The sequence below is a fragment of the Streptomyces sp. NPDC047081 genome, from assembly GCF_040643775.1.
GTDB lineage: Bacteria > Actinomycetota > Actinomycetes > Streptomycetales > Streptomycetaceae > Streptomyces.
On record NZ_JBEYUY010000011.1, the window covers coordinates 281,433 to 304,097 of the forward strand.

Sequence of the window (22,665 nt, forward strand, 5' to 3'; positions counted from 1 at the left end):
GGATGCGTGTCGTGGTCGTGGGGGCGGGGTTCGGCGGGATCGCGGTCGCCGCCGAGCTGCTGCGGAACGGGATGGACGACGTCACCCTGCTGGAGGCCGCGCCGGAACCCGGCGGCACCTGGTTCCACAACCGGTATCCGGGAGCCGCCTGCGACGTCCCGAGCCACCTGTACTCGTACTCCTTCGCCCAACGCGCCTCCTGGACCCACCTGTTCTCGCACCGCGACGAGATCCTGCGGTACGCCCGGGAGACCGCGGACGCGCTCGGGATCACCCCGCGGATCGTCACGGACACGACGGTGACCTCGTGCGTCTGGGACGACACGGACCGGACGTGGACGGTACGGAGCCGTCGGGCCGGGGTGGCGGAGGAGCGGGTCGCGGACGCCGTGGTGCTGGCGACGGGGCAGTTGGACAAGCCGGCCTTCGCCGAGGTGGAGGGGCTGGGGGACTTTCGCGGGCACAGTTTCCACTCGGCGCGCTGGGACCAGGGCTACGACCTGCGGGGGAAGCGGGTCGCGGTCATCGGGACGGGAGCGAGCGCGGCCCAGCTGGTGCCGGAGATCGCCCCGGTGGCCGGCCACCTGACGGTGTTCCAGCGGACCGGGAACTGGTTCCTGCCGCGCCGGGACCAGCCGATGCCGAAGGTGCCGGCCCGTGTCCTGCGCCGGCCCTGGGCACGCCGGGCCTGGCGCCAACTGATCCACCACGCCCTGGAGTTGATCACTCTCTGCGTACGTCACCCACGTACGGTCGGCCGTGTGGGCGCGCTCGTCTCCGGTGCCCACATGCGCCGTCAGCTGCCCGACCCGGAACTGCGGCGGAAGGTCTGGCCCGACTACCCCTTCGGCTGCAAGCGGGTGCTGCTCAGCTCCGACTTCCTGCCCGCGCTGCGGCGGCCGGACGTCGAGCTGGTGACGGAACGGATCGTGCGGATGACACCCGAGGGCCCGCTGACCGGGGACGGGCGGGTGCACGAGGTCGACTGCGTGATCCACGCGACCGGATTCCGTACCAACGTCTTCATGCTCCCGATGGAGGTGCGCGGGACGGGCGGCCGGTCGATCGCGGACGCGTGGGCGGACGGGGCCCGGGCGCATCTCGGGATCATGGTGTCCGGGTTCCCGTCGCTGTTCCTGATGTACGGGCCGAACACGAACACCTCCGGCGGGTCGATCCTGTTCTTCCTGGAGGCCCAGGCCGCCTATGTCCGGCGGGCCCTGCAACTGGCGCGGCGCAGTGGGGCGGCGGCGCTGGACGTGCGGCCGGAGGTGGAGGAGGCGGGGCTGGACGCGGTGCGGGCCCGGTTCGCGGGGACGGCCTGGCAGGCGTGCTCGTCCTGGTACCGGACCCGCGACGGCCGCAATGTCGCCAACTGGCCCGGATACATGGGTGAGTACGCGCGGCGCACCCGCCGTCTCCTCCCCGCGGATTTCAGGTTCCTGCGGGCGCGATGACCGCTTTCCCGCCCCGTGTTGAGGGGATGACCGTGGGGGCGGAGACTGGAAGGGTACGCGGTGTGGGAGAGAGGCCGGGGTCATGGGCGAGTACGTGAAACTTCCCGGTGTCGAGACCTGGTACGAGACCGACGGGGCCGAGGGCGCCGAGCCGCTGCTTCTGCTGCACGGCGGAATGTGCACCAACGAGACCTGGGCGGCCCAGCGGCCCGACCTCGCGGCGGCCTACCGGCTGTTCCTGCCGGAGCGGCGCGCGCACGGCCGTACCCGTGACGTCGAGGGGCCGCTGAGCTACCTCGACATGGCCGACGACACCGTCGACTTCGTCGAGGCGGTCGTGGGCGGCCCGGCCCATCTCGTCGGCTGGAGCGACGGCGGGATCGTCGCGCTGCTGGTCGCACGGGCCCGCCCCGAGCTGGTGCGCAAGGTCGTCGCGATCGGCGCCAACTTCCGCCCCGCGCCGGAGATCTCCTCCGGCCCGAACATGCTGGACGAACTGGACCCGGACGAGCCGGACCTGGCGCCGCTCCGGGACATGTACCAGGCGGTCACGCCCGACGGCGCCGACCACTGGCCGGTCGTCGTGGGCAAGTTGAAGGACATGTTCACCCGGGAACCGGACCTCACACCGGCCGACCTGGCGAAGATCACCGCCCCCACCCTGATCCTCACCGGCGACGACGACATGATGACCCTGGAACACACGGCGGCCCTCTACCGCTCGATCCCGAACGCCCAGCTCGCCGTCATCCCGAACGCCTCCCACGCAGCCCCTCTTGAGAAGCCGGCCGAGGTCAACCGCATCATCCTGGACTTCCTCACGAACGACCCGGCTCCGACGATGCTGCCGGTGCTGCGGGCATCGTCGGAGGCCGGGTGAGCCGTGGGCCGGCAGCGCTGGGCCGCCGGGCCGGTGTCGTTCAGGCCACGACCGTGAACAGGCCCGACTTGTCGCCGAGTTTGGCGAGGGAGATCTTGCCGGGGATGCCGTTGGCGTCCGTGCCGGTGTAGCCGAGGTGGTGCTGCCACTTGGCGTACGCGGCGACCGTGGTGGTGCCGAAGGAGCCGTCGCCCGCGTAGGTCTTGGCGAGGTAGCCGAGCTTGACCAGGGCCGCCTCGGTGAGGTTGGTGCCCGCCATGTAGCTGACGTGGCCCTGCTTGGCGCCGGGGTCGGTCTTCGCGGCGGCGACCAGGCGGGAGAGGTCCACGCGGGGCTTGGACGCCTTGGTGGGCTTGGTCGGCTTGCTGGGCGCGGGGCTCGTCTTGGTCGCCGTGGCCGCGAGCTGCTTCTTCACGTCGGCCCGGAAGTCGTCCATGTCGAAGCTCGGGTCCACCTTGCCGGGCTGGACCTCCTTGTGGCCGGCCACCGACTTCTCGGACCAGCCGTGGGCCCGGCAGATGGCCGCCGCCCACAGGACCGCCTGGCGGTACTGGGCGTCGGGGTAGGGGTCCTTGCCGTTGCCCAGGTTCTCGATCTCCAGGCCGTACAGGCAGTCGTTGCCGTCGGCGTTGGCCTGGTTGTCGGTGGGCAGCGGGGACTTCTCCTCGCGCAGGGCGTTCAGGACGTCGAGGTCGACGCCGCCCGCGTGGTTCGTACGGCCGTTGCCGATCGTCCACAGGCCGTCGGTCTTGCCGAGCCAGGCGTGGCAGAGCGGGCCGGGCAGGTCGGATCTGCCGTTGTAGCAGAGCTCCTTGTCACCGTGGCCCGCGGTGTGGTGGATCAGTACGCCTATCACCGGGCCGAAGCTCTTGCCGGTGGCCGCGTCGCGGTTGTGGGTGGTCCAGCCGGTGTGCTCGTGGACGGTGAGGCCTTCGGCCTTCAGCGCGGCGAGCATCTGTGCGGCGGTCAGGGGTGTTGCCATGACTGCGGTCCTTTCGGGCGGATCCGGCAACGTAACCGGGAATCCTGTGAAGGGAGTTGACGCCTCAGGCCGCGTGCGGGGCGGCAACCGCCTTCGTACCGGTTGAAAGGCGTACTGGCCACGCGACGCGCTGATGTGTCACAAACTCAGCTACCGGCTCCTCCGCTAGCTCTTCTGCAGGGTTCGCGTCACGCCCGCGATGACCGCCGTGGTGAGGATCCAGCCGAAGGCGATGAGGACGTACGACAGCGCCTGGAGGGAGGCGTCGGTCCAGTACCAGTTGGTGCGCTGGCCGAGGCCGCCGATCGGGATCAGGAGGTCGAGGGTGTAGACGAGGGGCTGGAAGGGGGCGCCCTCGCCCTTCTCCGCCCGGGTGGGGGAGCTGGCGCCGAAGACCGCCGTGCCCAGCAGGGTCAGTACGAGCAGCCAGACGCCGGCCAGCCAGGGGCGGTAGCCGTAGCCGACCGTGGCGTCCAGCAGGTGGCCCCACACGCGGGCCGGCAGCGAGAGGGAGCGGCGCCGGTGACGCTGCTTGGTGAGCAGCACGCGGCGGGCGTCGTCGTCGTGACCGGCCTTGCGGTACCAGCTCGCCAACTGCTCGTACGGCTGCGGGCTGTAGCCGGGGCTGCGGCGGATCCACGCCAGCCGCTGGGCCGTAGAGTCCGGCCGCGCCACCGCCTCCCGGCGCTCCCCGGCCTCCGTCACCTTGATGGAGCCGTAGACCAGGCCGTCCAGCTCCACCACCTCCGGCCAGCTCTGCTCGCTGTCGTGCAGCTGGGACACCTGTGCGCCGCGCAGATCCACCGTGCCGGACGGCGGACGGGCGAGGGTGAGGTCGAAGTCGACGGCCTGCATGAGCGTGCAGAGCAGGGCGGGTCCGGTGCCGTCGGGCGGCCCGTTCAGCACGGCTCCCTCGAAGGTGACGTAGTCCGAGACGTGGGTGCCGCGCAGGCGTACGGTGCCGTACGCGGTGAATCCCCGGGAGAACTCGAGCGCCGAGACCGCCGCGTTGTCGAGGGCCAGGGCGACACCGCGCGGACCGGGACGCTCCAGCCGCGCGCTCCGCATGAACAGCCCGCCCGGCAACTGGGCGCCCAGCAGCCGTACTTCACCGTGCACGACCATCCGGCGGCAGAACACCCCGCCGTCCGCGACCAGCCCACCGCCCGACAGGGCCCACCCCTCGGGCGCGTTCAGCACGGTGTCGTTGAGGATCACCCCGCCGGTCACGTGCGCGTGGGTGAGGGACAGAGCGCTGATCTCGCGGTGGAAGGCGGAGACGGGCATGGTCTCCACGGTCGAGCGGAGCAGGTCCAGACGCCCCTCGATACGGGTCGACCCGGCTTCCAAGCCGGGGATGCGGCTGCCGGTGATGGCGACGGTACGGGTCTCGGCGCCGAAGAGGTGGACGCCCTCGTCGAACCAGCAGTCCTCGAACCACATCGGGTGCCCGATCTGCGCGCCGCCGAGGTTGAGCGTGCCGGATATCCGGGCGCCGACGAGCCCGACGGAGGCCACGGCACCGGCGTCCTCCGCACCCGGCGCGCCGAGCAGCAGGGCGGCGATCACCTCGGCCCGCACGGTACGCCCGGGCCCCCACTCCCCGCCCCCGGCTACCCGGTCGCCCTCTTCGCTGCCCACCCGCAGATCCACGCGCCGCCCTTCGGGGAACGCGTTCCACAACTCCTGCTCGGGTGAGGTCAGTTCGTCGTACGACAGCACGGCGGCAGCCTACTGACAGGGGTCGGCCGCGCTGTGGGTGACGGCCGGTTGGGGGACCGGCCGTCGTGAGGGGAGGGGCGGTTCAGGGGGCCACGGCTCGGCCCGTCGTCGGTGAGATCTGGCCGGCGCACAGGCCGCGGGCGGCGAGGCCCTGGGCGATGCGCGGGATCGCGGCGAGGGTGTTGGCCGCCCAGTCGTGCATGAGGATGACCTGGCCGTTCGTGAGCCGTCCGGCGGCGGCCACGATCGCGTCCGTACTCGCGCCGTTCCAGTCCTGCGAGTCCACGTCCCAGATGATCTGGGTCAGACCGTACTTGGCGGCCACCGTCTTCACGGTCGCGTTGGTCTCGCCGTACGGCGGCCGGAACAGCCTGGGCGTACCGCCGCCCGCGGCCGCGACGGCCGACTGGGTCCGGGAGAGCTCCGAGTCGATCTGCGCCTGGCTGAGCTGGGTCAGGTGCGGGTGGGTGTAGCTGTGGTTGCCGACCCACATTCCGGCGGTGACCTGGGCCTTGACCTGCGCCGGGTAGGCGGCGGCGTACTGGCCCTCGTTGAACATGGTGGCCCGCAGCCCGTTCTGCTTCAGGGCGCCCAGGAGGGCCGCGGTGTTGCCGGAGGGGCCGTCGTCGAAGGTGAGTCCGACGTAGCCGGAGCAGGCGGCGGCGTGGGCCGGGGCGGGGTGGAGGGCGAGGGTGCCGGCGGCGGCGAGTGCCAGGCCGGCGAGGGCGGCGGGCAGCGGTCGTAACGCATGACGGCGGGCGCCGCTCATGCCGACACCGTGATGTTGGAGCTGCCGCTGCTCTGGTATCCCTCGGTCGCGAGGATCATGTAGTACTTGAAGCTGCCGAGGGTCATCCCGGCGCGGGACCAGGCGTCGAAGTGGTTGCCGGTGGTGATGGTGCCGCCGGTGCGCTTCGACTGGCGCACGCTCCAGTACTGGTTGAAGGTCTTGGTGCCCTCGACGGACGGCGCGTTGTAACGCGTCGTCAGGTAGATGTCGTACGTGCCGCCGTCGCTGGTGACGGTGCCCTTGTACGTGCCGGTGGGGCGGTAGGTGCCCCAGTTGTCGACGATGTAGTACTCGACGAGCGGGCTGGACGTCCAGCCGTACAGGGACAGATAGCCGTTGCCGGACGGACTGAAGCTGCCGGAGTACGTCACGTTCCGGCGCGCGCCGGTGCTCCAGCCCTTGCCGCAGACGAAGTTGCCGGTGTTCTTCCAGCTGGTGCTGTAGTTGCCGCCGGAGCCCAGGGTCATGGAGACCGTGCCCTGTGCGTCCGTCCAGAACGAGTAGTAGAAGCCGTTGTTCGTGCCGGTCTGGTTCGTGGTGACGACGGTGGCGGCGCGCGCGGTACCGGGCAGCGCCAGGGCGGCGCCCGTGCCGAGCAGCAGCGCGCAGGCGCCCCTGCGGGTCAGGTCCGGGGTCGTGCGAGGGTTCGTGTGCGGGTCCATGTGAGGGGTCATGTGCGGGTGCCTCCTCGCGGTCCGAGGGCGGGTTTTGGACCGACAGTGTTGGCCTGTCCCGGTCAAGCGTCAATAGTTTCGGCAGCTGTTACGAAACATTCGGAGGCCTTGGGGTCCAGCTGGGCGAGTTCTGGCCACTTCTGGGAGTCTTGATCCCGGCGCCCACGCGTGACGAACGGCTTCGAATGTTTCGAAGCTGTTCCGGTGAAAGCCCACGACCAGCAGTGACCCTCTCGCTGGATTATTTTGCGGTTTCTTTGTTGCTGCGCGGGTTGGTTAAGTAGTTGTTGCGCCTGCTGTGAGGGTCACGAAAACCATTGAGGAGGGGTGCGGGGTCGTGTGAGGCTAGCCTCATCAACCTACGGAGATTTTGGGGGAGATTTCTATGGGCTTGCCGTTATCGTCCGCGGCGCAGGAGCAGGTGTACGGGGACGCGGGTCCCTGGTCGATCCTCGTTGTGGAGAGCGACGAGGCGAACAGGGAGATCCTCGTGGCCGACCTACGCCGGAGCGGACAGGATGTGCGAGCTGTGGGAAGCGGGCGGGAGGCGCTGGAGAGCGCGGAGGAATCGGACCTCGTACTGCTCGGCATGAAGCTGAAGGATCTTGACGGGCTCCATGTGTGTCGGCTGATCAGGGCCGTCACCGACACTCCCGTCATCTTCGTCGGAGCCGCCGCCTCGGAACTGGACACCGTGCTGGCGCTGCGCGCCGGCGGTGACGACTACCTGGCGCGACCGTATCGGCCTCGTGAACTCATGGCACGGATCGGCGCGGTCATGCGGCGGGCCGGCGTCTGTCGACCGGGGCCCCCGGTACTGGAAAGGGGGAACCTGAGCATCGACATACAGAAACAGGAAGTGAATTACCGCGGGCGTTCCCCGAGGCTGACGCGCAAGGAATTCGAACTTCTTCTTCTCCTGGCGAGGAACCCCGGGAAAGTGATTTCACGGGACGAGATAGTCAGCGAAGTGTGGGGAAATTCCTGGTCGCAGCGGACGGTCGACACGCACGTGAGCAACCTGCGGTCCAAGCTGGGCGACCGCAGCCTCATAGTCTCGGTGCGGGGCGTGGGATTCATGCTGGCAAGGACCTGAGACGCAGCTCTACTCCGCGGCGACGGCCGTGGGTTCCCGGTCGGCCGTGGCTCCGAAGTCCGCCCAGCCGAACCGCAACCGCTCGAAGACCGCCTTCAGGTCGTCCGGTGAGTGGTCGCCGTAGGTGGCGAGGAAGTTGGCGTCCAGTACGAAGCGGGCGAGCGTCGTCGCGAGCAGGTGGCCTTCGGGGAAGCCGGCCTCCTGCGCCAGGGTGGCGGCGAGGCTTGCCTCCCAGTGCCGCCGCACCCGGCCGGCGTACTCCAGCAACGCCGGTGTGGCTTTGACGAGTTCGACGAAGTCCTCGCCGGACGGGCCGTCCGCCGCGGGCTGCGCCGTGGGCACCAGGTGTGCTTCGAGCGCGTCCAGGATCGAGACGCCGACGGCACGGTCGCGGACCGCCGCTGTCAGGGCGCGCTCGTACTCGTCCTCCGCGTCGAAGACCAGCGCCTCCTTGCAGGGGAAGTAGGCGAACAGTGTGCTCACGGCCACGTCCGCGGCATCGGCGATCTCCGCGACGGTCACGTTCTCGAATCCGCGCTCACGGAACAGGGTGAACGCGGTGTCCGCCAGGCGCTTCCGCGTCTGAGCCTTCTTCCGTTCTCGCAGTCCCGACACTCCGGCACCCTCTCGCAACTAGGACGTTTCGCTCCATTGTCCGGCGACGACGGGCTCCCGGCGCCGGGAAAGCGCCTCTGACCTGCAAGGGTGCGAGCGTTCAGAGCGTATTCGGCGCGGCACCGGGGCGCCTGTCCGCTGAGTGAGCGTACAGGCCTGATCCGCTGTCTGTCTGTGATCGCCGACGAGAAGAGGCAGGTCGCAGGCGTGTGCCGACGATCGCGGGCCCCTCGGCGGCTTCTGTCAAGGCCCGGGTGCACCCCTTTTGACCTGCGGATTCACCGGCTCGCACTACCGCATCCCCGAACTTACAGGAGTGAGTACGGAAGTCGATTCCCTCGGCATTGACATGCCTGAGAATCTCGTATCTACTCTGAACTCGTAGTTACTTCGAAAATTTGGAGAGCTCATGGAAGTGACGGCCACGCGCCGATGGCTGGCCCTCGGCGCACTCGCCCTCGCGATGCTGACGGTCGGGCTCGACATGACGGTGCTCAACATCGCCCTGCCCACACTCGCCCGTGACCTGCACGCCGGCACGGCCGCGCTCCAGTGGTTCAGTACCGCGTACACGCTGACTCTGGCCGGCGTGATGCTCCCGGCGGGTGCGCTGGGCGACCGGTTCGGGCGGAAGAAGTTCGTGTTCGGCGCCCTGGTCCTGTTCGGCGCCGCCTCCGTCTGGTGCGCGTTCGCCTCGTCGTCGGGGGAGCTGATCCTGGCCCGCGTGCTGCTCGGTGTCGCGGCGTCGGTACTGATGTCCCTGTCGATGGGCATGATCCCGGTGCTCTTCCCCGACCAGGCCGAACGCGGTCGCGCCACCACTGTGTGGATCACGGCGGTGACCCTGGGAATGCCGCTGGGTCCCATCGTCGGTGGCCTGCTGCTCGACCACTTCTGGTGGGGCTCGGTGTTCCTGGTGAACATCCCGACCGTCGTCATCGGCGCGCTCGCGGTGGGCCTGCTGGTACCGGAGAGCCGCAGCCGGACCCGCCGGCCGATCGACCTGGTCAGCGTGGTGCTCTCGGCGGCCGGACTGGTCGGTCTCACCTACGGTCTGATCCGGTTCGGCGACGAGGGCTGGGGGGACGGCACGGCCTGGGCGACCTTCGTGGGCGGACTCGCCCTCATCGCGGGTTTCGTCGCCTGGGAACGCACCCGGGAACACGCCCTCGCGGATCTCAGCCTCTTCGGGGACCACGGATTCCGCATGGGCACCTTCTTCCAGCTGACCAACGCCTTCGCGATGTTCGGCCTGTTCTTCACCATCCCGCTGTACTTCCAGTCGGTGCTCGGCGTCGATTCGCTCGGCAGCGGACTGCGCATGCTCCCGATGATCGGCGGCCTGCTTGTGGCCTCGAACTTCCTGGAGGGCCTGCGCGACAAGATCGGCCTCAGGCTGACCCTGATGATCGGCTTCGGGACTCTCGCGATCGGGATGGCGGTCGGGGCGCTGACCGGCATCGACACCTCCTACGGATTCGTCGCCACCTGGATGGTCGTCGTCGGCCTTGGCATCGGACTGGTGCTGCCCACCTCCATGGCGCTGGCCGTGGGCGCGCTCACCCCCGAACGCGCGGGCGCCGGATCGGCCCTGCTGTCGGCGCTGCGCCAGGCCGCCGGCACCACCGGCGTGGCCGTGCTCGGCACCGTGCTGTCCACCCGGTACCACTCCGAGCTCGGCCCGCTGGACCGCAAGCCGATCTCCGACGGCGTCGGTTCCGGCGTGGCCGTCGCCGACTCGTTGGGCGACCGGTCGATGCTCCACCACGTCCAGACGGCCTTCATGAGCGGCATGGACCTGCTCCTCGTCGTCTGTGCCGCGATCGCGGTCGTCGGTCTCGTTCTGTCGTCGGTCGCCATCAAGGACCGCACAGCCGGATCCGAGGCGAGGATGCCCGATTCGGAAACCGCGCGGGTCGCGTGACTGAAAACCAAAACTCTCCCACGAGGAAGGGATGAACATGCGCAGCATGGTTACCGTCTCGAAGATGGACCGGAGCTCCATTCCCGAGGTCTCTAGGCTGTTCGCGGAATTCGACGGCACGGAGATTCCAGGACTGATCGGTCTGCACCGTCGTCAGTTGTTCATCCACCAGAACATCCAGGTCCACCTGTACGACTTCGTCGAGAAGTCCGACCCGGCCGCGTTGGAAAAGGTCAAGTCCGACCCGCGGATGGGCCGGCTTTCGGTCGATCTCCAGCCGTACGTCGCGCCGTACGAACCCGAGACGTGGAATTCTCCCGCCGATTCTGCCGCGGCCTGCTTCTACACCTGGGAGGGTGAGGAGATCGACAGCCCGGGGCCGACGGGGACCACCGTCACCATCGCCCGGATGGATTCGGACGCGATTCCCGACGTACAGAAGATCTTCCGGGATTTCGACGCCACCGCCCGGCTGCTGGGAATCCGCAGGCGTCAGCTGTTCGCCTTCAAGGACCTGTGCATCCACATTCAGGACCACGACGGTCTCGACGACACGAATGTCGCGCGGAAGACCGCCTCGGAGATCTGGTCCGGCAAGGTGCTCCAGGATCTGCCGCGGCTCGCCGGCCAGGAGCCCGTGGCGGACGGCTGGGCGAGCCGTTTCTACGGCTGGGAGGCGTCCTGACGCGATGAGCCGTTGACCGCAACGGCCGGAGAGGTGTGTGGAGCCTCAGGTGCAGACGGGATCAGGCCCCGCTCACCCGGGGCTTCACCGGCCCTCCGGGCAGCACCGGGACACAGGAGGGAACCCATGGTGGAAGTGCCGGGAAAGACCGCTTCGGGTTCACCGTCGCAACAGGACGGCGAGGCCACCGCGGCGGTGTGCGTGGGTCAGCCGGGCCTTGAGCGCCGTGTGCTGGAGGCGCTGATCGAGTACACGAAGGACGTCGGGCCGGTGGGCGGAGGCCTCCTCGGTCTCCGCGCGGCCTCGGCGGGTCCGGCCTGTCTGCACGTGGAAGGGGAGCCGACCCTCCTCGGCTACCTCGTCCACCGGCTCTGCCCCGCGATCGTGGGCGGCGGCGCGTACTTCGTGGGCGTCCCCGGGTTGAGGCTCGCGCGGAGCCGGCCGGGCCGCCTCGAACTGCGCTTTCGCGACGGGCATGGGCGGCTCGTCCTCCATCTGGACGCCGTCGGCGAGCGCGTTCTGGACGAATGGGATCGGGACCGGGCCACCGTCTACCGGGGCGGGCGCTGTGCCCTTGGCACGGTGGACGGGCTCCACCCGGCGGAACTGGAGGCCCTTCGCCACCGTGCCGAAGCGATCGTCGACGCACGGTGGAGCCTGGAGCTGCGCCGGATCGTGCGTCGTCTGCCTGCCATCCCCGATCCGCATGTCCGCTGCGTAGCTGTGCGGATCGGACGAATGCCGTCCTGACCTGCTGCATCGGCGGCGGCCGGTGAAGGACGAGCCAGTTCAAATGTGAAGTCGCAAGAATTAAAGAGCGACTCTTATTCCGATGCGGCTCCGGTTCGGGTACGCTGGCTGTGCCCAGGTGCGGCGCCAACGGGGGACGTGTCGACGAGGTTCTGTTTTGAAATAAATCACCGCGATCGATGCCCGCCTCGCGATCCCCCACGGCCGCATGCGGAACGTCAAGAAGAATTGACGAACCTCTGTGGTTTCGTGATCAGATTCCCGTTGCATGACCAAAGGCGAAGCTGGAGGGTGGAATGGTGGACGCGAGACAGGTGGACAGTGAAATAAGTGGACTTCTCGACCGTTATGTCCTGGGACTCGACTACGACAAACTCGACGACGAGTGGGCGGACGGGCTGTTCGCCGAAGACGTGGTCATCGAGTTCCCCGTGAGCCGACATGCAGGAATCGACGGCCTCGTCGAATACCATCAGCGGGCGCTGGCCATGTGGGCCAGAACCCATCACGTGAACACACCGCCGATCGTGAGCGTCACGGGAGGAAGCGCCACACTTCGCGCCAATATGACGTCCGTGCATGTGCATCACGAGCGAGAAGGCGAGATTCGACCGCACTACGTGTCCGGCACCTACGTCACCGGCGACGCGGTGCGCACCGAGCGGGGCTGGCGCCTGTCGCGTCTCTCGTTCGATCTGGTATGGAAGACCGGCAACCCGCCGGACTGACTTGGGTGGGCATTTATGCGATCAGCACAGATGAAACTGAGTTCTCAACCAGAGATACTCGAGACCCACGACACCGAGCACCGCATGGCGGCCCGAGCGGCATTCGGCGGCCGGGGCGGTGCGGCGACATCCTCGCCGGCGCCCGTTCGGAACATCTCGGACACCTGGCGGATCCTCGTCGTAGAAGGAAGCAGCAGCGATCGGGCGACCCTCACCGAAGCCCTGGAGCGGCACGGCCACCATGTCGACGCCCTCGACTCGGGTGGTGAGGCACTGGCCTGGTTCGAGACCGCGGACCTCGTCCTGCTCGACCTCGACCTCCCCGACCTGGACGGTCTCGAGGTGTGCCGCGAGATCCGGGCGGCCAGTGACATCCCGGTCATCACCGTCACTTCGCGGGCGTCCGAACTCGACTGCGTCCTCGCGCTGCAGGCCGGGGCGGACGACTACGTCATCAAGCCCTACGGGATCCGGGAGCTGATGGCCCGTCTGGACGCCGTGATGCGGCGGTCACGCCGCACCCCGTACCCCGACGACGAGGCCGACGGTGGGGCGGTGCTGGAGCACGGCCCGCTCCGGATCGACAGCGACTCGCGGGAGGTCGAGATGAGCGGCCGGCCGGTTCCGGTCACCCGCAAGGAATTCGATCTGCTCGCCCTGCTGGCCAGTGCCCCGGGGCAGGTGATCTCGCGGGAGTCCATCATGCGCAAGGTGTGGGGCGAGTCATGGTCGCGCCGTACCGTCGACACCCATGTCAGCAGCCTCCGCAGCAAACTGGGCGGACCGGAATGGATCGTCACCGTTCGCGGGGTCGGTTTCAAGCTTCGCGGTATGCGCTGACAATTCCTCGCGGTCGAATTGACATTCGCTGGACCCGGGTCTGTAGCTTCCCCGGTTATCGTGAGTCTGCAGGAAGCGGAAACTCCGATCGAGGGGTCGCATGACGAACACCGATGTCGACGAGGCCACCGAACTCGTCAAGTTCCCCATTCAGCGCACATGTCCTTTCGCCATTCCGCCGGTATACACGAAGTTCCGGGAGGAGTCGCCGGTCGCCCAGGTGGTCCTCCCGGACGGTGGAAAAGCCTGGCTGGTGACCAAGTACGAAGACGTGCGGGCCGTAATGTCCAATCCGAAACTCAGCTCGGACCGCCGTAAGAAGGATTTCCCGGTCGTGGTGCCCGGACAGAACGCGGCGCTGTCCAAGCACGCCCCTTTCATGATCATCCTCGATGATCCGGAGCACGCGGAGCTGCGGCGGCCCGTGATCAGCGAGTTCTCGGTCCGCCGGGTCGCCGCGCTGAAACCGCGCATTCAGGAGATCGTCGACGGATTCATCGACGACATGCTGAAGCTGCCGAAGCCCGTCGACCTGAACCAGGTCTTCTCCCTGCCGGTGCCTTCGCTGCTGGTCTCCGAGATCCTCGGGATGCCCTTCGAAGGGCACGAGTACTTCATGGAGCTGGCCGAGGTCCTGCTGCGCCGCACCACGGACGAGCAGGGCCGGATCAACATCTCGATCAAGCTGCGCGAGTACATGAACAAGCTGGTCGAGGAGAAGATCGACAACCCGGGCGACGACCTGCTCAGCAGGCAGATCGAACTCCAGCGGCAGCAGGGCGGCATCGACCGGCCGGCCCTCGCCAGCCTCTGCCTGCTGGTCCTGCTGGCCGGGCACGAGACCACGGCGAACATGATCAATCTCGGCGTGTTCTCCATGCTGACGAGGCCGGAACTGCTCGCGGAGATCAAGGCGGATCCCTCGAAGACCCCGAAGGCGGTCGACGAACTGCTGCGGTTCTACACGATCCCGGACTTCGGCGCGCACCGGCTGGCGATGGAGGACGTCGAGATCGGCGGTGTCCTGATCCGCAAGGGCGAGGCCGTGATCGCCTCGACCTTCGCGGCGAACCGTGACCCCGCGGTGTTCGAAGATCCGGAAAAGCTCGACTTCTCCCGGGACGCCCGGCATCACGTGGCCTTCGGTTATGGTCCGCACCAGTGCCTCGGTCAGAACCTCGGCCGGGTGGAGCTTCAGGTCGTCTTCGACACGCTGTTCCGTAGGCTGCCGGACCTGCGCCTGGCCGTGCCGGTCGAGGAGCTGTCGTTCAAGAGCGACGCGCTGGTCTACGGCCTGTACTCGCTCCCCGTGACCTGGTGAAGGAGGTGACCATGAGGCTGGAGAAGGACCACGAGCGCTGCATCGGCGCGGGTCAGTGCGTGCTGACCGAGCCGAGGATCTTCGACCAGGACGACCGGGGTCTGGTCCGCGTCCTGATCGAGCGGCCGCAGGGGCCCGACGAGGCCGCCGCCCACAAGGCGGTCTACATATGTCCGGCGAAGGCCCTGTCCATCACGGAGGAATGAGCTCCCTCCCACGAAGCCGCGCCGGTCCCCCTCCCCCGAGGGGACCGGCGCGGCTTCGTCTCCGGGTCAGTCGTGCATGCCCTGGTCGTCACCCGTCGTCCACACGGGTTCGATCTCGATCCGGGACAGCAGCCACGACCCTTCGGTCCGTACGGCGGTGAAGATGTAGCGGGCGCCGAGATCGAAGTGCCGGCCCGTCCCGTCCCGGCTCACGTGCACCGCGGTGACGTTCGCATGCACGGTCGCCCGGTCGCCCTCCGGTTCGGGGGTCACATTGCCCATGGAGTGCATGGTGGCCGCCCACATCAAGTCGTCACGCAGCATGTCGGCCAATGCCTCACGGCCGTCGATCCGGATATCGGGCATCAATTCCATGGTCACCTCCGGAGTGAACACCGTGGTGAGCGACTCGTGATCGCGGGCATCGACGGCCTGTGCGAATCGTGCCACGAGCGACTGCAGCTCGAAGATGTCTTCCATACGTTTGATCGCGGGGATCGCATACGATTCGGTCATGCCTGTGATATTGCCGTGCGAAATTCGTCCGGGGTCCGTCTTCAGGATTCTCTGACGCAGTTCTGACGAACATTGCCATCGTTCTGAACCAGTCCGTATTGAAACCTGTATCAAGGGCCGGAAGACTCGTTCTCGAAAACAGCGGACTCGCGTAACGGGGATGGGTATATGCACAGCACCGTAATTGTGGACCGGATCGAACCGGGATTCACGGAGCAGCTGGCCGGGACCTTCGCAAAGGTGGATGGTGGACCGTCCGCCCATCGGAACCTGGTACGTCGCCAACTCTTCGAGTACAAGGGCGTGTTCATCCACCTTCAGGACCACGCCGAGGAGAACCGGGCCGGGACCGCCCCCTCGGGCGGGCCGGCGACCCGGTTCTACGAGTGGCACGGGAAGCCGGTCACCGACGAGCACCGGATGCACAGCACCATCATCGTGGCCCGGCTCGAACCGGCCCACATCGGCACCGTCGCGAAGCTGTTCGCGGACTTCGACACCAGCACCGAACTGCCGCACACCATGGGCACCCGCCGCCGGCAGCTGTTCGCCCACGACGGGCTCTACTTCCACATCCAGGACTTCGAGTCCGAGAACGGCGGGGAGCTGATCGAGCGGGCCAAACTGGATCCGCGCTTCCTCCAGATCCAGCAGGACCTGCTGCCGTACATCAAGGTCTTCGACCCCGAGACCTGGCGCTCGCCCTCCGACGCCATGGCCTCGCGCTTCTACACCTGGCAGGCCGCGGCATGAGCGGGCGTCGCGTCGTCGTCACGGGGATGGGAGTACTGGCCCCCGGCGGGGTGGGCACGGACAACTTCTGGTCCCTGCTCACCGAAGGCCGCACGGCCACCCGGGGCATCACATTCTTCGACCCTTCGCAGTTCCGCTCCCGCGTTGCCGCCGAGATCGACTTCGATCCGTACGAGCACGGCCTGACCCCGCACGAGGTGCGGCGCATGGACCGGGCCGCGCAGTTCGCGGTGGTCGCGGCGCGCGGAGCCGTCGCGGACAGCGGACTCGACACCGGCGCGCTGGACCCGTACCGGATCGGCGTCACCATCGGCAGCGCGGTGGGCGCCACCATGAGCCTCGACGAGGACTACCGGGTCGTCAGCGACGGTGGGCGGCTCGACCTGGTGGACCACAGCTATGCCGACCCCTTCTTCTACAACTACTTCGTGCCGAGCTCCTTCGCCGCCGAGGTCGCCCGCACGGTGGGGGCGCAGGGACCGAGCAGCGTCGTGTCGGCCGGGTGCACCTCCGGTCTCGACTCGGTCGGGTACGCCGTCGAACTCATCAGGGAGGGCACGGCCGACGTCATGGTCGCCGGTGCCACCGACGCGCCGATCTCGCCGATCACGATGGCCTGCTTCGACGCGATCAAGGCGACCACGCCCCGCCTCGATGAGCCGGAGCACGCCTCCCGCCCGTTCGACGGCACCCGCAACGGCTTCGTACTGGGCGAGGGCGCGGCGGTGTTCGTGCTGGAGGACCTGGACAGCGCCCGGCGGCGCGGCGCGCGCATCCACGCCGAGATCGCGGGATACGCCACCCGCAGCAACGCCTACCACATGACAGGGCTGCGCCCCGACGGTGCCGAGATGTCCGAGGCGATCAGGGTCGCGCTCGACGAAGCCCGGATGGACCCCACGGCGATCGACTACATCAACGCGCACGGCTCGGGCACCAAGCAGAACGACCGGCACGAGACCGCCGCCTTCAAGCGCAGCCTCGGCGACCACGCGTACCGCACCCCCGTGAGCTCCATCAAGTCCATGGTCGGGCACTCGCTGGGAGCCATCGGGTCGATCGAGATCGCCGCGTCCGTCCTGGCGATCCAGCACAACGTCGTACCGCCGACGGCGAACCTGCACACGCCCGACCCCGAGTGCGACCTCGACTACGTCCCCCTGATCGCCCGCGACCAGCTCGTGGACGCGGTGCTCACGGTCGGCAGCGGCTTCGGCGGCTTCCAGAGCGCGATGGTGCTGGCCCAACCGGAAAGGAACGCGGCATGACGGCCTCAGTGGTGGTGACCGGCCTGGGGATCACCGCCCCCAACGGGCTCGGTACGAAGGACTACTGGAGCGCGACCCGGGTCGGCAAGAGCGGCATCGGCCCGCTCACCCGCTTCGACGCGACGCCGTATCCGGCGAAGCTGGCCGGCGAGATCGACGGTTTCACGGCGAGGGAGCATCTGCCCAGCCGGCTGCTGCCGCAGACCGATCAGGTCACCCGGCTCTCGCTGGTCGCCGCGGACTGGGCGCTCGCCGACGCCGGGGTCAGCCCCGCCGACCTGCCGGCCTTCGGCATGGGCGTCATCACGGCCAGCTCCGCCGGCGGCTTCGAGTTCAGCCAGAACGAGCTGAAGAGCCTGTGGAGCAAGGGCGGCGAACACGTCAGCGCGTACCAGTCGTTCGCGTGGTTCTACGCGGTCAACACCGGCCAGATCTCCATCCGCAACGGGATGAAGGGGCCCAGTGGTGTCATCGTCACCGACGACGCCGGAGGACTGGACGCGGTGGCACAGGCGAGGCGCCAGATCCGTAAGGGCACCTCGCTCGTGGTGGCGGGAGCCGTGGACGCCCTGCTGTGCTCCTGGGGCTGGGTGGGCCTGCACACCAGCGGCCGGCTGAGCACGGCGAACGACCCCGGCCTCGCCTACCTGCCCTTCGACGACCGGGCGGCCGGTCATGTACCGGGCGAGGGCGGCGCCCTGCTCGTCCTGGAGTCCGCCGACTCCGCTCGCGGCCGCGGGGCCAGGGTGTACGGCGAGATCGCCGGGTACGCCGCCACCTTCGACGGGCGTGGACCGGGGCTGCGCAAAGCCGTGGAACTGGCCCTCGCCGATGCCCGCTTGGCGCCCTCGGACGTGGACGTGGTCTTCGCCGACGCCGCGGCCGAGCCCGAACGCGACCGGATCGAGGCGCGGACGCTGGTCGACGTGTTCGGTCACCGGGGCGTCCCGGTCACCGCGCCCAAGACGATGACGGGCCGCCTGTACGCCGGTGCGGCCGCCCTTGACCTGGCCACCGCCTTCCTCGCGATGGCGGAAGGGCTGATTCCGCCGACCGTCAACACCGAGCCCGCCGACCGCTACGGCCTCGACCTGGTCACCTCCCAGGCGCGCGCCGCCGAGCTGCGCACCGCGCTCGTGCTGGCCCGCGGCCACGGCGGCTTCAACGCGGCGATGGTCGTCCGTTCCTGAGCCCCCACACCCGATCAACCCGTGCGAAAGGCGGATCTCCATGTCCCAGACCACGTTCACCCTCGACGACCTCAAGCGGATCCTCCTCGAAGGCTCCGGGGCTCCCGAGGGCGGTGGACTCGACGACGACATCCTCGACACCGACTTCTCCGACATCGGCTACGACTCGCTCGCACTGCTGGAGACCGCGAGCCGGATCGAGCGCGAGTACGGCATCGAGCTGGACGAGACCGTCGTGGGAGACGCGACGACACCTCGTGCATTCGTCGACGCCGTCACCACACACCTCGCCGCAACGGCTGCCTGAGCAGGAGCAGAGATGACACAGCAGGAACAGCGCGTCGCCCTGGTGACCGGCGCGACGAGCGGAATCGGCCTGGCCGTGGCCCGGCTGCTGGCCGGGCAGGGCCACCGGGTGTTCATCGGCTCCCGGACCGAGGACAAGGTGCGGACCACGGTCAAGCAACTCCAGGAGGAAGGCCTGGACGTGGACGGAGCGGTGCTCGACGTGCGCTCGGTGGAGTCGATACGCGCTTACGTCCGGGCCGCCGTCGACCGGTTCGGGTCGGTGGACGTGCTCGTCAACAACGCGGGCATCAGCGGCGGCGGAGTGACCGCCGGCATCACCGACGAACTGTGGGACGACATCGTCGACACCAACCTCAACAGCGTCTTCCGGCTGACCCGGGAGGCCCTCACCACGGGCGGCATGGGCGACAAGAGCCGGGGTCGCGTCATCAACATCGCCTCCACCGCCGGCAAGCAGGGCGTTGTCCTCGGGGCGCCGTACTCCGCCTCCAAGCACGGCGTCGTCGGCTTCACCAAGGCGCTGGGCAACGAGCTCGCCCCCACCGGCATCACCGTCAACGCGGTCTGCCCCGGGTACGTCGAGACGCCCATGGCCGAGCGCGTACGGCAGAACTACGCCCGGCTGTCCGGCTCGTCGGAGGCCGACATCCTGGAGAAGTTCCAGGCCAAGATCCCGCTGGGCCGCTACTCGACCCCCGAGGAGGTGGCCGGTCTGGTCGGCTACCTCGCCTCCGACCTGGCTGCGTCCATCACCTCCCAAGCGCTGAACGTCTGTGGCGGACTCGGCAACTTCTGACCGCACCGCGCCCGCCCCAACCGAGGAGCCCCATGCCGTCCGAACTGCGCACGTCCGAGCACGAAATCAAGATCGCGGCACCCGCCGACGACATCTACCGTCTGCTGGCGCAGGCGGAGAACTGGCCCCAGCTGTTCCCGCCCAGCATCCACGTCGACCATGTGGAGCGCGGTGAACGCGAGGAACGTATCCGCATCTGGGCGACGGCCGGCGACTCCGTCAAGAACTGGACCTCGCACCGGGTCCTGGACCCGGAACGGCGCCGTATCGAGTTCCGGCAGGAGGTCAGTTCGCCCCCCGTCGCCGCGATGGGAGGAGCCTGGCAGATCGACGAACTGCCGTCCGGCGAGGCGCTGGTACGGCTCGGCCACGACTTCCGGGCCACCGACGAGAGCGGCCTGAGCCGGCTGGAGGAGGTCGTCGACCGCAACTCCCGCTCCGAACTCGAGTCCCTCCGGACGATCACCGAGTCGAAGGCCGCCATCGACGAACTGACCTGCTCCTTCGAGGACACGGTGCGGATCAGGGGCGAGGCCCGGGACGTCTTCGACTTCGTCTACCAGGCGAACCTGTGGACCGATCGGCTGCCCCACGTGGTCACGGTGCGTCTCGACCAGCCCTCGCCCGGCCTGCAGACGCTGGAGATGGACACGCTGTCCAAGGACGGCACCACGCACACCACGAAGTCGTACCGCGTGGGACTGGAACCCGACCGGATCGTCTACAAGCAGATCACGCTGCCCGCGCTGATCACCCTGCACACGGGCCGCTGGACCTTCGCACCGGCCGACGACGGGATCACGGCTTCCTCGCAGCACACGTTCAGGGTCGACACCGCCACCATCGGGCAGGTGCTGGGCGAGGAGGCGACAGCGCAGGACGCCATCGAGTACGTGCGCACCGCGCTCAGTACCAACAGCATGGCGACGCTCACCCTCGCGAAGGCGTACGCGGAAGGACTCGCCGGGGAAGGCCGGCCATGACCCCGGCAGCGCCTCCGGTGCCCCCGCCGGAGCGGGTGGCCGACCGACGGCACATCACCCTGGACGCGGTCGGCGTCACGCTCTCCGCCCGGCTGGCCCGGCCGGCGCACGTCCCGCCCAGGGCGACGGTCGTCGCCCTGCACGGGGCCGGGATGAGCTCGGCGTACTTCGACGGACCCGCGCACCCCGAGACGTCGCTGCTGACGCTCGGCGCGGAACTGGGTTTCGCGGTCGTGGCCGTCGACCGTCCCGGTTACGGCGCCTCGGCGGGACAACTGCCGTACGGGCAAGGGGTCGTGGAGCAGGCCGCCACGCTGGCGGAGGCGCTGCACGGTCTGGCGGACCATGGCGAGACGGGCGCGGGGATCTTCCTCGTGGCCCACTCGTTCGGAAGCAAGCCGGCGCTGCGGATGGCGGCGGACGGTACCGTTCCCGGCCTGCTCGGCCTCGATGTGTCGGGATGCGGTGCCGAGTACGTGGTTCCGCCCACCGTGCCGGTCACCCGGGCAGGGAGCTGGAAGCTCAACTGGGGTCCCCTGAGGCTGTACCCGCCGGGCACGTTCCAGGCCGGCCTCGGTGTGGTCGCCCCGGTGCCGCCGCATGAGCTCGACGCCGCCGCTCGGTGGCCCGATGTGTTCGCCGCGCTGGCGGGGCGGGTCCGCGTCCCCGTCCGGTTCACCTTCGCCGAGCACGAGGCGTGGTGGCGCCGGGACTCCTCGGCCCTGGCCCGGCTGCGCGGCCGGCTGGGAGCGGCGCCCAGGGTCCTGATCGACCACCAGCCCGACGCGGGCCACAACATCAGCCTCGGCTGGACGGCCCGGGCCTACCACCTGCGGGCTCTCGGCTTCGCGGAGGAGCGCCTGCGCAGCCCGGCGGCCGGGAGGGAAGCGACGGACATGACCGGGAAACGCTGCGAGGCGGCCGCCGGGCGACGGCAGGGAGGCGCCTGATGGCCGGCCCGGCGAGCACACCCCCGGACTTCCCCACGGAGGCGCAGCACCCGCTGGTCGCGGCACTGAGCATCTTCGGAGGCGGCAGGGCTCCCGGGAGCGCGGAGCGCGAGGCGGAGGGCGACGCGGACCTCTGTGAAGCGCCGGCCCGGTGCTTCGTACGACTGGGGGCGGCGTGACCGCGAGCACGGAACCGGCTCCGCCGCCGAAGAACCTCGTCCTCGCCTGCGACCTGCAGGCGCCGGGGACCGAGGCGGCGGCCCGGGCGGTACTGCGCAGACTGTCCGCGAACGACCGGGAACGGATCGCCCGCCTGGGCCGTTCCGCCGACCGGACCCGCTCGGTGATGGCTCGGTGGCTCGCTCTCCAGGCCGCCTCCCAGCTGCTCGGCACGACCTGGACCGGCATCCGGCTCGGGCGCCGCCGCCACGGGCCGCCGTATGTCGTGGCGCAGCCGCACCTGTCCGTGAGCATGGCGCACAGCGGACGCTATGCGGTGGCGGCGGTGGCGCTCGGCGGGCGGGTGGGCGTGGACGTGGAGCGGATTGCCCGGGTGGACACGCTGCCGGACAGCGCCTTCCTCACTCCCGTGGAGATCGCCGCCCTGCCCCCGGCGCGGCAGCGCGGCGAGTCCCGGGCGATGCTGTGGGCACTGAAGGAGGCAGCGACCAAACTGACCGGCGAGGGTCTGCGCGCGGGTGTGAGACGCGTCGGCTTCCACTGGCGCGGCGGAACGCGGGAGCTGGGCGCCGCCCGGACCCCCTACACCGCCGGCGAGTTCACGGTGTGCCGCCTTCCCGGCGGTTACGTCTGTGCGGTGGGGGTGTCGGCGGGCACGCCGCCGCCGGCCCCCCTGCTCCTTGCCGTCGGTCACCGACCTCTGCCGGAAAGAGAGAGGAGCGACTTCTCCATGCATCCCGTCTTCGACGATCCCGCCCAGGGGAACAGCGATCCGGAGCCTGACGGCACGACAGGCGGGGACGACCCCACCACGGCACATCAAGCGCAACCGGACAGGGCAGAGACCGAACCGCACATCTGGCTCAGCGTCGACTGAGCACGCCCAGCCGATCAGGAAAGAGGCCCCCTGTTCGAATAGAACAGGGGGCCTGCTCCCCTCTGACCTGCTAAGCAAGCTGTGCCCCCGGCAGGATTCGAACCTGCGACACCCGCTTTAGGAGAGCGGTGCTCTATCCCCTGAGCTACGAAGGCAGGGCCATGGCCGTGGAG

25 protein-coding genes, 1 tRNA gene and 1 pseudogene are annotated in these 22,665 nt (G+C 69.0%); 20 read left to right on the forward strand and 7 right to left on the reverse strand.

From position 1 onward, the window contains the following. The first annotated feature begins 2 nt into the window (after positions 1–2). Positions 3–1,457, forward strand: a complete 1,455-nt coding sequence (locus ABZ848_RS23135; protein WP_360834656.1) for an NAD(P)/FAD-dependent oxidoreductase — start codon at positions 3–5, stop codon at positions 1,455–1,457. A gap of 82 nt (positions 1,458–1,539) precedes the next feature. Beyond that, positions 1,540–2,337 (forward strand): alpha/beta hydrolase, encoded by a 798-nt coding sequence (locus tag ABZ848_RS23140; protein WP_360834658.1) that lies wholly within the window; start codon positions 1,540–1,542, stop codon positions 2,335–2,337. A 40-nt stretch (positions 2,338–2,377) separates the two neighbouring features. Here the strand turns inward: ABZ848_RS23140 and ABZ848_RS23145 are convergent, their stop codons facing one another. The 4 genes from ABZ848_RS23145 to ABZ848_RS23160 all read right to left on the reverse strand — a co-directional run bounded on the left by ABZ848_RS23145 (position 2,378) and on the right by ABZ848_RS23160 (position 6,493). Beyond that, positions 2,378–3,319, reverse strand: coding sequence for an N-acetylmuramoyl-L-alanine amidase (locus ABZ848_RS23145; protein ID WP_360834660.1), 942 nt, complete (start codon positions 3,317–3,319; stop codon positions 2,378–2,380). A gap of 165 nt (positions 3,320–3,484) precedes the next feature. Further along, complete coding sequence (locus ABZ848_RS23150; protein WP_360834662.1) at positions 3,485–5,041, reverse strand: oxidoreductase; 1,557 nt, start codon at positions 5,039–5,041, stop codon at positions 3,485–3,487. Positions 5,042–5,123: 82 nt separating this feature from the next. Then, on the reverse strand, positions 5,124–5,810 hold the full coding sequence (locus tag ABZ848_RS23155) for a polysaccharide deacetylase family protein (RefSeq protein ID WP_360834664.1): 687 nt from the start codon (positions 5,808–5,810) through the stop codon (positions 5,124–5,126). Further along, positions 5,807–6,493 (reverse strand): glycoside hydrolase family 11 protein, encoded by a 687-nt coding sequence (locus ABZ848_RS23160; RefSeq protein ID WP_360834735.1) that lies wholly within the window; start codon positions 6,491–6,493, stop codon positions 5,807–5,809. The genes ABZ848_RS23155 and ABZ848_RS23160 overlap by 4 nt, the downstream gene beginning before the upstream one ends. A gap of 433 nt (positions 6,494–6,926) precedes the next feature. Between ABZ848_RS23160 and ABZ848_RS23165 the strand changes: the two genes are divergently transcribed. Beyond that, positions 6,927–7,601: a response regulator transcription factor gene (locus ABZ848_RS23165; RefSeq protein ID WP_360834666.1), complete on the forward strand. Its 675-nt coding sequence runs from the start codon at positions 6,927–6,929 to the stop codon at positions 7,599–7,601. A 9-nt stretch (positions 7,602–7,610) separates the two neighbouring features. Here ABZ848_RS23165 and ABZ848_RS23170 read toward each other — a convergent pair whose 3' ends face one another. After that, a complete protein-coding gene (locus ABZ848_RS23170; protein WP_360834668.1) occupies positions 7,611–8,216 on the reverse strand; it encodes a TetR family transcriptional regulator in 606 nt (201 codons plus the stop codon). A 409-nt stretch (positions 8,217–8,625) separates the two neighbouring features. Here ABZ848_RS23170 and ABZ848_RS23175 point away from each other — a divergent pair, with 409 nt between their 5' ends. The 7 genes from ABZ848_RS23175 to ABZ848_RS23205 all read left to right on the forward strand — a co-directional run bounded on the left by ABZ848_RS23175 (position 8,626) and on the right by ABZ848_RS23205 (position 14,670). After that, on the forward strand, positions 8,626–10,140 hold the full coding sequence (locus ABZ848_RS23175; RefSeq protein ID WP_360834670.1) for an MFS transporter: 1,515 nt from the start codon (positions 8,626–8,628) through the stop codon (positions 10,138–10,140). A 46-nt stretch (positions 10,141–10,186) separates the two neighbouring features. After that, on the forward strand, positions 10,187–10,825 hold the full coding sequence (locus ABZ848_RS23180) for a TcmI family type II polyketide cyclase (protein WP_360834737.1): 639 nt from the start codon (positions 10,187–10,189) through the stop codon (positions 10,823–10,825). 126 nt (positions 10,826–10,951) lie between these two features. After that, a complete protein-coding gene (locus ABZ848_RS23185; protein WP_360834672.1) occupies positions 10,952–11,575 on the forward strand; it encodes a hypothetical protein in 624 nt (207 codons plus the stop codon). Positions 11,576–11,871: 296 nt separating this feature from the next. After that, the gene (locus ABZ848_RS23190; protein WP_360834674.1) at positions 11,872–12,303 is read left to right on the forward strand and encodes a nuclear transport factor 2 family protein; all 432 of its coding nucleotides are present in this window, start codon (positions 11,872–11,874) and stop codon (positions 12,301–12,303) included. 84 nt (positions 12,304–12,387) lie between these two features. Beyond that, positions 12,388–13,143, forward strand: a complete 756-nt coding sequence (locus ABZ848_RS23195) for a response regulator transcription factor (protein ID WP_360834676.1) — start codon at positions 12,388–12,390, stop codon at positions 13,141–13,143. Between the two features lie 100 nt (positions 13,144–13,243). Further along, positions 13,244–14,464, forward strand: a complete 1,221-nt coding sequence (locus ABZ848_RS23200; protein WP_360834678.1) for a cytochrome P450 — start codon at positions 13,244–13,246, stop codon at positions 14,462–14,464. A gap of 11 nt (positions 14,465–14,475) precedes the next feature. Continuing rightward, the gene (locus ABZ848_RS23205; RefSeq protein WP_360834680.1) at positions 14,476–14,670 is read left to right on the forward strand and encodes a ferredoxin; all 195 of its coding nucleotides are present in this window, start codon (positions 14,476–14,478) and stop codon (positions 14,668–14,670) included. Positions 14,671–14,736: 66 nt separating this feature from the next. On the opposite strand, the gene ABZ848_RS23210 is transcribed toward ABZ848_RS23205, so the two are convergent. Further along, the gene (locus ABZ848_RS23210; protein ID WP_360834682.1) at positions 14,737–15,186 is read right to left on the reverse strand and encodes a nuclear transport factor 2 family protein; all 450 of its coding nucleotides are present in this window, start codon (positions 15,184–15,186) and stop codon (positions 14,737–14,739) included. Positions 15,187–15,354: 168 nt separating this feature from the next. On the opposite strand from ABZ848_RS23210, the pseudogene ABZ848_RS23215 reads away from it, so the two are divergent. The 10 genes and pseudogenes from ABZ848_RS23215 to ABZ848_RS23260 form a co-directional block, all read left to right on the forward strand. Next, positions 15,355–15,516 (forward strand): annotated as a pseudogene (locus ABZ848_RS23215) (TcmI family type II polyketide cyclase); the annotation flags it as partial. Positions 15,517–15,606: 90 nt separating this feature from the next. Then, positions 15,607–15,939 carry a TcmI family type II polyketide cyclase gene (locus ABZ848_RS23220; protein ID WP_360834739.1) on the forward strand — a complete coding sequence of 111 codons (333 nt, stop codon included), beginning with the start codon at positions 15,607–15,609 and terminating at the stop codon, positions 15,937–15,939. Further along, positions 15,936–17,207, forward strand: coding sequence for a beta-ketoacyl-[acyl-carrier-protein] synthase family protein (locus ABZ848_RS23225; protein ID WP_360834684.1), 1,272 nt, complete (start codon positions 15,936–15,938; stop codon positions 17,205–17,207). The genes ABZ848_RS23220 and ABZ848_RS23225 overlap by 4 nt, the downstream gene beginning before the upstream one ends. Continuing rightward, positions 17,204–18,397, forward strand: coding sequence for a ketosynthase chain-length factor (locus ABZ848_RS23230; protein WP_360834686.1), 1,194 nt, complete (start codon positions 17,204–17,206; stop codon positions 18,395–18,397). Before ABZ848_RS23225 ends, ABZ848_RS23230 begins: the two co-directional genes overlap by 4 nt. 40 nt (positions 18,398–18,437) lie before the next feature. Further along, a complete protein-coding gene (locus ABZ848_RS23235; RefSeq protein WP_360834688.1) occupies positions 18,438–18,704 on the forward strand; it encodes an acyl carrier protein in 267 nt (88 codons plus the stop codon). A gap of 12 nt (positions 18,705–18,716) precedes the next feature. Then, a complete protein-coding gene (gene fabG / locus ABZ848_RS23240; RefSeq protein ID WP_360834690.1) occupies positions 18,717–19,502 on the forward strand; it encodes a 3-oxoacyl-ACP reductase FabG in 786 nt (261 codons plus the stop codon). Between the two features lie 32 nt (positions 19,503–19,534). Continuing rightward, positions 19,535–20,485: an aromatase/cyclase gene (locus ABZ848_RS23245; protein ID WP_360834692.1), complete on the forward strand. Its 951-nt coding sequence runs from the start codon at positions 19,535–19,537 to the stop codon at positions 20,483–20,485. Next, positions 20,482–21,435 (forward strand): alpha/beta fold hydrolase, encoded by a 954-nt coding sequence (locus ABZ848_RS23250; RefSeq protein ID WP_360834694.1) that lies wholly within the window; start codon positions 20,482–20,484, stop codon positions 21,433–21,435. The genes ABZ848_RS23245 and ABZ848_RS23250 overlap by 4 nt, the downstream gene beginning before the upstream one ends. Then, positions 21,435–21,614 (forward strand): hypothetical protein, encoded by a 180-nt coding sequence (locus ABZ848_RS23255; RefSeq protein ID WP_360834696.1) that lies wholly within the window; start codon positions 21,435–21,437, stop codon positions 21,612–21,614. Before ABZ848_RS23250 ends, ABZ848_RS23255 begins: the two co-directional genes overlap by 1 nt. Next, the gene (locus tag ABZ848_RS23260; protein WP_360834697.1) at positions 21,611–22,492 is read left to right on the forward strand and encodes a 4'-phosphopantetheinyl transferase superfamily protein; all 882 of its coding nucleotides are present in this window, start codon (positions 21,611–21,613) and stop codon (positions 22,490–22,492) included. Before ABZ848_RS23255 ends, ABZ848_RS23260 begins: the two co-directional genes overlap by 4 nt. 82 nt (positions 22,493–22,574) lie before the next feature. Here the strand turns inward: ABZ848_RS23260 and ABZ848_RS23265 are convergent. Further along, positions 22,575–22,647: transfer RNA gene (locus ABZ848_RS23265), tRNA-Arg, on the reverse strand. Positions 22,648–22,665: the final 18 nt, after the last annotated feature.

Bases quoted from the DNA above. Each gene is read 5' to 3' on its own strand.
- ABZ848_RS23135 (WP_360834656.1), top strand. From the start codon at position 3: ATGCGTGTCGTGGTCGTGGGGGCGGGGTTCGGCGGGATCGCGGTCGCC.
- ABZ848_RS23140 (WP_360834658.1), top strand. From the start codon at position 1,540: ATGGGCGAGTACGTGAAACTTCCCGGTGTCGAGACCTGGTACGAGACC.
- ABZ848_RS23145 (WP_360834660.1), bottom strand. From the start codon at position 3,319: ATGGCAACACCCCTGACCGCCGCACAGATGCTCGCCGCGCTGAAGGCC.
- ABZ848_RS23155 (WP_360834664.1), bottom strand. From the start codon at position 5,810: ATGAGCGGCGCCCGCCGTCATGCGTTACGACCGCTGCCCGCCGCCCTC.
- ABZ848_RS23160 (WP_360834735.1), bottom strand. From the start codon at position 6,493: ATGGACCCGCACACGAACCCTCGCACGACCCCGGACCTGACCCGCAGG.
- ABZ848_RS23175 (WP_360834670.1), top strand. From the start codon at position 8,626: ATGGAAGTGACGGCCACGCGCCGATGGCTGGCCCTCGGCGCACTCGCC.
- ABZ848_RS23180 (WP_360834737.1), top strand. From the start codon at position 10,187: ATGGTTACCGTCTCGAAGATGGACCGGAGCTCCATTCCCGAGGTCTCT.
- ABZ848_RS23185 (WP_360834672.1), top strand. From the start codon at position 10,952: ATGGTGGAAGTGCCGGGAAAGACCGCTTCGGGTTCACCGTCGCAACAG.
- ABZ848_RS23190 (WP_360834674.1), top strand. From the start codon at position 11,872: ATGGTGGACGCGAGACAGGTGGACAGTGAAATAAGTGGACTTCTCGAC.
- ABZ848_RS23195 (WP_360834676.1), top strand. From the start codon at position 12,388: ATGGCGGCCCGAGCGGCATTCGGCGGCCGGGGCGGTGCGGCGACATCC.
- ABZ848_RS23200 (WP_360834678.1), top strand. From the start codon at position 13,244: ATGACGAACACCGATGTCGACGAGGCCACCGAACTCGTCAAGTTCCCC.
- ABZ848_RS23205 (WP_360834680.1), top strand. From the start codon at position 14,476: ATGAGGCTGGAGAAGGACCACGAGCGCTGCATCGGCGCGGGTCAGTGC.
- ABZ848_RS23210 (WP_360834682.1), bottom strand. From the start codon at position 15,186: ATGACCGAATCGTATGCGATCCCCGCGATCAAACGTATGGAAGACATC.
- ABZ848_RS23220 (WP_360834739.1), top strand. From the start codon at position 15,607: ATGCACAGCACCATCATCGTGGCCCGGCTCGAACCGGCCCACATCGGC.
- ABZ848_RS23225 (WP_360834684.1), top strand. From the start codon at position 15,936: ATGAGCGGGCGTCGCGTCGTCGTCACGGGGATGGGAGTACTGGCCCCC.
- ABZ848_RS23230 (WP_360834686.1), top strand. From the start codon at position 17,204: ATGACGGCCTCAGTGGTGGTGACCGGCCTGGGGATCACCGCCCCCAAC.
- ABZ848_RS23235 (WP_360834688.1), top strand. From the start codon at position 18,438: ATGTCCCAGACCACGTTCACCCTCGACGACCTCAAGCGGATCCTCCTC.
- fabG (WP_360834690.1), top strand. From the start codon at position 18,717: ATGACACAGCAGGAACAGCGCGTCGCCCTGGTGACCGGCGCGACGAGC.
- ABZ848_RS23245 (WP_360834692.1), top strand. From the start codon at position 19,535: ATGCCGTCCGAACTGCGCACGTCCGAGCACGAAATCAAGATCGCGGCA.
- ABZ848_RS23250 (WP_360834694.1), top strand. From the start codon at position 20,482: ATGACCCCGGCAGCGCCTCCGGTGCCCCCGCCGGAGCGGGTGGCCGAC.
- ABZ848_RS23255 (WP_360834696.1), top strand. From the start codon at position 21,435: ATGGCCGGCCCGGCGAGCACACCCCCGGACTTCCCCACGGAGGCGCAG.